Here is a 7314-nt window from a genome sequence, read left to right on the forward strand (position 1 = left end):
CCCCGGGGCCGGGGCCCCCCCCCCCCCCCCGCGCGGGCCCCCCCCCCCGCCCCCCCCCCGCCCCCCCCCCGGGGGGGGGGGGGCCCCCCCGGGCCCCCCCCCGGGGGCCCCACTCACGAGTGGAGCGACGGGGGGCCGGGGAGATGTGGGAACATGGCCCTGCCATGAGTGACCAGCCCACGTATCGCGCCGACCTGCGCATCGATGTCAGCGCGATCCGCCACAACGTGCGGGTGCTCTCGGCGCGTGCCCGCGCTTCGGGTGCTCGCACGATGGCCATCGTGAAGGCCGACGGTTACGGACATGGCGCGTTGACGGTCGCCGCTGCGGCGCTCGATTCGGGTGCGGACTGCATCGGCGTCGCCGCGCTCGACGAAGCCCTGCGACTCCGCGCCGAAGGCGTCGTCGCCCCGCTGCTGTGCTGGCTGCACGTGGAAAGCGACGACTTCACCCCGGCCGTCGCCGCGGATATCGAACTGTCCGCGTCTTCGCGGGCCAGCCTTCGTCGGATGGTCGCTGCTGCCAAACAGCAGGACCGCATCGCCCGCGTGCACCTCAAGATCGACACCGGGCTGTGCCGCAACGGCTGCCCGGCCGAGCAGTGGCCCGCGCTGGTGGAGGAGGCGGCGAAGGCCGAGGCGGACGGCCACGTCGAGGTCGTGGCGGTGTGGTCGCACCTGGCGTGCGCCGACGAGCTCGACCACGCCTCGATCGACCGGCAGGCCGAACGCTTCCACCGGGCTTACCAGCAGGCGCGGGCCGCAGGGCTGAACCCGATCCGGCACCTCGCCAACTCGGCGGCCGTGCTGACCCGCCCCGATCTGCACTTCGAGCTGGTCCGGCCGGGCATCGCGATCTACGGCCTGGATCCCGTTCCGCAGCACGGGGATCACGACCTGCGACCAGCGATGACGTTCCGCTCGTCGGTGGCGTTGACCAAGCGCGTCGCGGCGGGCGAGAGCGTCTCCTACGGCCACACCTGGACGGCCCAGCGGCCCACCAACCTCGCGTTGGTGCCGGTGGGTTACGCCGACGGCGTGCCGCGCACCCTATCCGGCCGGATGTCGGTGTGGCTGGCTGGCAAGCGACGGCCGGTGGTCGGCCGGGTGTGCATGGACCAGCTGGTGGTGGACTGCGGCGACGACCAGATCGGCGAAGGTGACGAGGTGCTGCTGTTCGGTCCGGGCGACCGGGGCGAACCGACGGCCGCGGAGTGGGCCGCGGAGATCGGCACGATCCATTACGAGATCGTCACCGGCATGTACCGCCCGCGGGTGACGCGTACCGTCGTAGGTGCGGAGGCGTCATGACCGACAGTTTCGTCCCTGCGGCTCCGGAAGGCCGCCCGGCTCCGATTCTCGTGGAGACGTCGTGAAACCGGTTTGGCAGGCGTTGGCCTGGACCAGCGGGGTGCTGGGTGCCGCGATCACCGGTGCCGCGGTCGGTGTCGCCGCGCACAGCTCGCGGGTCGCCGCGCAGCGCAAGGTCGAGGACCCCTATGCCGACGAACCACTGGGCAGGCTCCGCCCGGACCGGCAGTCCACTGTGGCCGCCGATGACGGAGTTCCGCTGTCGGTGCAGGAGATCCAGCCCGCCGATGGCGGCGAACCGGAGCTGACCGTGGTGCTCGTGCACGGTTTCGCGCTGGACTCGCGCTGCTGGCACTTCCAGCGCCGGGACCTGCCGGAACTGGCCGAACCGAAGGTCCGGCTGGTGCTCTTCGACCAGCGCAGCCACGGCCGTTCCGGGCATTCTTCCAAGCGCAACAGCACGATCGAGCAGCTCGGCCGAGACCTGGACGCCGTGCTGCGCGCGATGGCGCGCAAGGGGCCGATCGCGCTCGTCGGCCATTCGATGGGCGGGATGGCGATCATGGCGCTCGCCGAACAGCGCCCCCAGCTGTTCCGCGACCGGGTCCGGGCGGTCGCGCTGATCAGCACCGCCGCTGGTGCGGTCGGTGCGTCCGGGCTGCCCAGACCTTGGCTGTCGCGCGCCAATCCGGTGCCGCGCGGGCTCGCGCTCCTCTCGGATCTCCAGCCCGGCCTGGTGGAACGTACCCGGAAGATCGGTGATCGGATTACCTGGAACCTGGTGCGCAACCTGTCGTTCGGGGACCGCGAGATCTCGCCCGCGGTGGTGGACCTGATGGCCGAGATGATCGGCGCCACCACCGTCGAGGTGGTCACCGACTTCCTGGAGACGATCAGCCTGCACGACCGGAAGACCGCGCTGGCCGCGCTGCGGACCTGCGAGGTGCTGGTGCTCAGCGGTGACGCCGACCGGGTCACCCCGTATTCGCCGCACGCCGAAGTGCTCGCCGCGGAGCTGCCGACTGCGACGTTGGTCCGGGCCGAGGGCGCCGGACATCCGGTGATGTTGGAACAGCCCGAGCTGGTCACCGATCAGTTGAGCGCGTTGTTGCGCCGGGCGGTTGGGGAGGTGACCGCGAGTTGAGCTCCGCACTGCGGACCGTCGAGCTGCCGCAAGAATCCGACACGCTCGATTTCGGCCGACAGCTGGGGGCGGCGCTGCGCGCAGGCGACCTGGTGCTGCTGGACGGGCCGCTCGGCGCCGGAAAGACCGTGCTCGCGCGCGGGATCGCGGCCGGTATGGGGGTCACCGGCGCGGTGACGTCGCCGACGTTCGTGATCGCGCGGGTGCACCGCCCGGAATCCGGAGACGGCCCGGCGCTGGTGCACGTCGACGCCTACCGGCTGGCCGGACTTGACGAGATCGACGACCTGGACCTGGACACTGACCTGACCGATGCCGCAGTGGTCGTCGAGTGGGGCGAGGGTCTGGCGGAGCGGCTCGCGGATGCCTACCTGCTGCTGCGGATCCGTCGCCGGGACGACGACGTCCGCGAGATCACCTTGGAGCCGCACGGCGAAACCTGGGGTCCGAGGCTCGCTGAAGTCCTGGCCCGGTGACGGACTTCCTGGCCGGGATCCCCGGGCCACTCGCGGTGGTGGCCGTGGTGGCGTTGCTGTTCGCCGAATCCGGCCTGCTGATCGGGGTTTTCCTACCTGGCTCGGGCGCGGTGCTGGCGTTCGGCTGGCTGGCCGGGCACGGGGTCGTGGACGTGTGGGTGGCCGCCGTCAGCGCCTTCGCGGCGACGGCTTCGGGTTGCCAGCACGGGTATTTCCGCGGCCGACGCGACGGTCTGCTGCGGCGCCAATTGGTCCAGCGGCTGGGCGAGCAGCGGTTGGCCCGCGTTGAGTCCGCATTGGACGGACGCGCTGAGGTGACCGTGGCGGCGTCGCAGTGCTTCGCCGTGGTGCGGACGCTGGTCCCCCGGCTCGCCGGTCGCGCCGAGATGACTCACCTGCGGTTCACGGTCTGCAACGTCCCGGTGGCCGCCGCGTGGGCGACTACGTTGGTGCTGCTCGGTGCCTGGTCGGGCGCCGCGTACGAGCGGGTGCAGACCATCGTGGGATTCATGGGACTACCGCTGCTCGGCATCGCCGCGTTGATCGTGCTGGCCGCGTGGTGGATCCGCCGCCGCAAGCAGCTCCGTCAGCTGCGGTGAGCGCTTTCACGGCTCGATCCGCGCGGCGGTGCCGGTCACGCGGACCCGGTCATCCGCTGCGGAGACCTCGACATCGAGGACGCTTGGACGGCCGAGATCATCGCCCTGGTGGATGCGGAACGCGGCCGGTGCGCTGATCAGGCCGAGGTGCTTGAGGTAGCCGCCGAATGCCGCGGCCGCAGCTCCGGTCGCCGGGTCCTCCACCACACCACCCGGCGGAAACGGGTTGCGGGCGTGGAACACATCGGGGCCCGCGCGCCAGATGAGCTGCAGCGTCGTCCAGTCCTGTTCGGACATCAGCTTGCCCAACCGGTCGAAATCGTAGGAGAGCGTGGCCAAAGTGTCCCTTGTGGACAGCGCGAGGACGAGGTGGTGCGCACCGCCGTAGGCGACGCGTGGCGGTAGGTTCGGGTCGAGGTCGGTGTCGGTCCAGCCGAGCGCGGCCAAGGCTTCGGCGAGGGCGGCCGGTTCAACCGCGGCGATCGAGGTCGCGACGCTGGTCAGGGTTGCGGTGTGCCGCCCGGTGCGGTCCACCTGGGTGTCCACGGTGACCGGTCCGGAGCGGGTGTGCAGTTCGATCCGGCCGGTTCCGTCGCGTTCGGCCAGGGCGACGGCGGTCGCGATCGTCGCGTGCCCGCAGAAGGGCACCTCGGCTTTCGGGCTGTAGTAGCGGATGTCGTACTCGCGGGGGCTGCGGGGGAACACGAACGCGGTCTCGGAATATCCGACGTCAGCGGCGATCCGCAGCATTTCGGGCTCGGCCAACCCCGACGGATCGAGCACCACCCCGGCGGGATTCCCGCCACGCGGATCGCTGCTGAACGCCACCAACCGCTGCACCTCGGTACCCACCTCTACTCCTCCCCGTCGAATCCACCAACCCCAGCCGCATCGAACGGACGTTTATTCCGCCTGCCGCGAGCCTTGACCTGTCTGGGACTTCGTGCGGCTGGATCCCCGCAGGTGGAAGCACGGCGAAGCGGGTCGAGGATCGCCGTGAAACTGGAGTTCCGCTTGGTGGAAGGTCAGGCGGTGTTGCTGACGCTGAGTTCGGCGGACAGGTCGTGGGCCAGGCGTTGCATCAGCGGGATGACCTCGTCGGTCGAGATCCGGGTCATCCGGGCCTCCGGCCCGCTGATGGAGATCGCCGCACCCGCTGGCGCACCCGGCACCGCGACCGCGTAGCAGCGCACCCCGACCTCCTGCTCGCCGTCGTCCAGCGCATAGCCCTGCTGCCGGACCCGGCCGAGCTCCTCCTGCATCGCCTCGACGGTGGTGATGGTGCGTTCGGTCTGCGGCCGCATCCCGGCGCGGTTGAGCATCTGTGCCACCGCATCCGGCGGCAGGTTCGCCAACACGGCCTTGCCGACCGCCGTGGCATGCGCGTCGACCCGCCTGCCGACCTCGGTGAACATCCGCATCGAGTGCTGGGAGGGGACCTGCGCGACGTAGACGATCTGCTCGCCGTCGAGCACCGCCATGTTGGAGGTCTCGCCGGTGGCCTCGGTGAGCTCGGCGAGGTAGGGACGGGCCCACGAGCCGAGTGCCCGGCTGGCCGTCTCGCCGAGCCGGATCAGGCGCGGCCCGAGCGCGTAGCGCCGGGACGGCTGTTGGCGGGCGTAGCCGCTGCTCACCAGGGTGCGGATGATCCGGTGGATGGTCGGTAGCGGCAGGCCCGACTTCTCGGCCAGTTCGGACAGCGCGACCTCGCCGCCCGCGTCCGCCATCAGTTCCAGGAGTTCGAAAGTGCGCTCGACCGACTGCACTCCTCCACCCTGGTTCGCCCGCTGCGGGCCAGTGGTCATCGCAGAACTCCCTCGTGCACCTGTGCTTGAGCCGGAGTCTAGTCCGTGGCGGGTGCGTCAGCTCATGTTGCTTCGAACGCGATATGGAAACTAACATCCACGATGCAGAAAACATAACGGGCGTACCGCTAGCGGGACGGCTGCCGCGCGCCGTCGGGTGCGCGGTGGTCCAGCACGCGGCAAGGTGGGCCATCAGCCACCGTCTGAACCCGGCAGCAGAAAGAGGTGGACCTCTCATGTCCGATTCGGCAGCAGGAGTGCAAGTGCTCGGCGGCGCCGTCGAACGCGGCGACGAAATCCTCACCGCGGAGGCGCTTGAATTCGTCGCTGGCCTGCAGCGCGCCTTCGGCGCACGGCGCGACGAACTGCTCGCCCGCCGCGCGCAGCGCCGCGCGGAAGCCGCCAGCAAGGGGCGACTGGACTTCCTCGACGAGACCCGGCACATCCGCGAAAGCGACTGGAAGGTGGCCGAGCCGCCCGCCGACATCGCCGACCGCCGCGTCGAGATCACCGGCCCGACCGACCGCAAGATGGCGATCAACGCGCTGAACTCCGGCGCGCGCATCTGGCTGGCCGACCTGGAGGACGCCAACACCCCGCACTGGCGCAACGTGGTCTCCGGCCAGGTCAACCTCTACGACCTGGTGCGCAAGCAGATCGAGCTGACCACCCCGGAAGGCAAGCACTATGCGCTGCGCGACGACGTCAAGCACGCCGTCCCGCTGGTCCGCCCGCGCGGCTGGCACCTCAACGAGAAGCACCTGCTCGTCGACGGCGAGCAGGTGGTCGGTGCGCTGGTCGACTTCGGCCTGCACTTCTTCCACAACGCCAAGGAACTGCTCCGCCGCGGCAGCGGACCGTACTTCTACCTGCCCAAGATGGAAAGCCACCTGGAAGCGCGGTTGTGGAACGACGTGTTCACCCACGCTCAGCAGGAGCTCGGCGTTCCGCACGGCTCGGTGCGCGCCACCGTGCTGATCGAGACCTACCCGGCCGCGTTCGAGATGGAGGAGATCCTCTACGAGCTGCGCGACCACTCCGCAGGCCTCAACGCCGGTCGCTGGGACTACCTGTTCAGCGTGATCAAGACGTTCCGCGACTCCGACCGGTACATCCTGCCGGACCGCAACTCCGTCACCATGACCGCGCCGTTCATGCGCGCCTACACCGAGCTGCTGGTGCGCACCTGCCACAAGCGCGGGGCGTTCGCCATCGGCGGCATGGCCGCGTTCATCCCGACCAAGGACCCGGCCACCAACGAGGCGGCGATGGCCAAGGTGCACGACGACAAGAAGCGCGAGGCCGGTGACGGTTTCGACGGTTCCTGGGTCGCCCACCCCGGACTGGTGCCGATCTGCTTCGAGGAGTTCGACAAGGTGCTGGGCGACAAGCCCAACCAGATCGACCGCACCCGCGACGAGGTCTCGGTGACCGCCGACCAGCTGCTCTCGGTGGCCGACACCCCTGGTGAGAAGACCATCGAGGGCCTGCGCGCCGCGGTTGACGTCGGCGTCCGCTACATCGTGTCGTGGCTGGGCGGCAACGGCGCGGCCGCGATCCACAACCTCATGGAGGACGCCGCGACCGCCGAGATCTCGCGGTCGCAGATCTGGCAGTGGCTGCACAACGACGTGGTGCTGGCCGGTGGCGAACGGGTCACCTCGGACCTGGTCCGCGAGGTGCTGGCGGACACCGAGAAGCAGCTGCGGGCCGAAGACGGTTTCCCGGTCGACAACTTGGGCCCGGCGATCGACCTGTTCGAGCAGGTGGCGGTGGCCGACGAGTTCGTCGACTTCCTGACGCTGCCCGCCTACGAGCAGATCGACTGACCAACCGGTGCGGCCGCCCGGGGCCCCCCCCCCCCCGCCCCCCCCCGGCGGGGGGGGCCCCCCCCGGGGGGGGGGGCCCACGGCCCCCCCCCCCCCCCCCCCCCCCCCCGCCCCCCCGCCCCCCGCCCGCGGGCCCCCCACTGCTGTGCAA

General features: G+C 70.7%; 7 protein-coding genes. 5 read left to right on the forward strand and 2 right to left on the reverse strand.

Annotated elements, in window-relative coordinates; genetic code table 11:
• Positions 1-164: 164 nt before the first annotated feature.
• From alr to MOQ72_RS43595, 4 genes are all read left to right on the forward strand, one after another.
• Positions 165-1310, forward strand: coding sequence for an alanine racemase (alr, locus tag MOQ72_RS43580; protein WP_242191940.1), 1146 nt, complete (start codon positions 165-167; stop codon positions 1308-1310).
• A gap of 61 nt (positions 1311-1371) precedes the next feature.
• Positions 1372-2454 carry an alpha/beta fold hydrolase gene (locus MOQ72_RS43585; protein WP_242191941.1) on the forward strand — a complete coding sequence of 361 codons (1083 nt, stop codon included), beginning with the start codon at positions 1372-1374 and terminating at the stop codon, positions 2452-2454.
• On the forward strand, positions 2451-2930 hold the full coding sequence (gene tsaE, locus MOQ72_RS43590; protein ID WP_242191942.1) for a tRNA (adenosine(37)-N6)-threonylcarbamoyltransferase complex ATPase subunit type 1 TsaE: 480 nt from the start codon (positions 2451-2453) through the stop codon (positions 2928-2930). The genes MOQ72_RS43585 and tsaE overlap by 4 nt, the downstream gene beginning before the upstream one ends.
• Positions 2927-3529, forward strand: coding sequence for a DedA family protein (locus MOQ72_RS43595; protein WP_242191943.1), 603 nt, complete (start codon positions 2927-2929; stop codon positions 3527-3529). Before tsaE ends, MOQ72_RS43595 begins: the two co-directional genes overlap by 4 nt.
• A gap of 6 nt (positions 3530-3535) precedes the next feature.
• Here the strand turns inward: MOQ72_RS43595 and MOQ72_RS43600 are convergent, their stop codons facing one another.
• The gene (locus MOQ72_RS43600; RefSeq protein WP_242191944.1) at positions 3536-4381 is read right to left on the reverse strand and encodes a PhzF family phenazine biosynthesis protein; all 846 of its coding nucleotides are present in this window, start codon (positions 4379-4381) and stop codon (positions 3536-3538) included.
• Between the two features lie 173 nt (positions 4382-4554).
• Entirely contained in the window at positions 4555-5334 is a 780-nt protein-coding gene (locus MOQ72_RS43605; RefSeq protein ID WP_242191945.1) for an IclR family transcriptional regulator, read from the reverse strand.
• A gap of 236 nt (positions 5335-5570) precedes the next feature.
• On the opposite strand from MOQ72_RS43605, the gene aceB reads away from it, so the two are divergent.
• Positions 5571-7163 (forward strand): malate synthase A, encoded by a 1593-nt coding sequence (gene aceB, locus MOQ72_RS43610; protein ID WP_242191946.1) that lies wholly within the window; start codon positions 5571-5573, stop codon positions 7161-7163.
• Positions 7164-7314: the final 151 nt, after the last annotated feature.

It is taken from the genome of Saccharopolyspora soli (genome assembly GCF_022678645.1).
GTDB lineage: Bacteria > Actinomycetota > Actinomycetes > Mycobacteriales > Pseudonocardiaceae > Saccharopolyspora > Saccharopolyspora soli.

Coding starts and splice junctions, on each gene's coding strand:
- MOQ72_RS43605 (WP_242191945.1), bottom strand. CDS start 5,334: ATGACCACTGGCCCGCAGCGGGCGAACCAGGGTGGAGGAGTGCAGTCG.
- aceB (WP_242191946.1), top strand. CDS start 5,571: ATGTCCGATTCGGCAGCAGGAGTGCAAGTGCTCGGCGGCGCCGTCGAA.
- alr (WP_242191940.1), top strand. CDS start 165: ATGAGTGACCAGCCCACGTATCGCGCCGACCTGCGCATCGATGTCAGC.